Raw genomic sequence first — 375 nt, 5'->3', positions numbered from 1 at the left:
GGAGTGCCCGCCCAGGTCGAAGAACGAGTCGTCGATCGTCACCGACTCCAGACCCAGCACCTCGGCGAACAACCCGCACAGGATCTCCTCACGGGCGTCCCGCGGGGCGCGGCCCGTACCCGAGGCGGACTCGGGGGCGGGCAGCGCCCGCCGGTCCACCTTGCCGTTGGCGTTCAGCGGCAGCGCGTCCATGGCCACCACCGCCGACGGCACCATGTAGTCGGGCAGCACCGACCCCAGGGCGGAACGCAGGGCGGCCGGGTCGATCGCCGCGCCCGCGGCCGGGACCGTGTAGGCGACCAGCCTCCGGTCGCCGGGGCGGTCCTCCCGGACCATCACCATGCCGCGGCCGACGGAGGGGTGCGCACCCAGGTG

1 protein-coding gene is annotated in these 375 nt (G+C 74.9%); it reads right to left on the bottom strand.

Features of this window, described 5'->3' with window-relative positions; translation table 11 throughout:
- The coding region (locus tag QJS33_RS31295) for a phosphopantetheine-binding protein (RefSeq protein WP_306371680.1) at positions 1–375 on the bottom strand (375 nt) is incomplete at both ends.

The sequence above is a fragment of the Nocardiopsis sp. CC223A genome, assembly GCF_030766825.1.
In the GTDB taxonomy this organism is placed as follows: domain Bacteria; phylum Actinomycetota; class Actinomycetes; order Streptosporangiales; family Streptosporangiaceae; genus Nocardiopsis.
The sequence above is the reverse complement of the archived record's forward strand: the minus strand, read 5'-3'. Positions and strand labels throughout refer to the sequence as shown.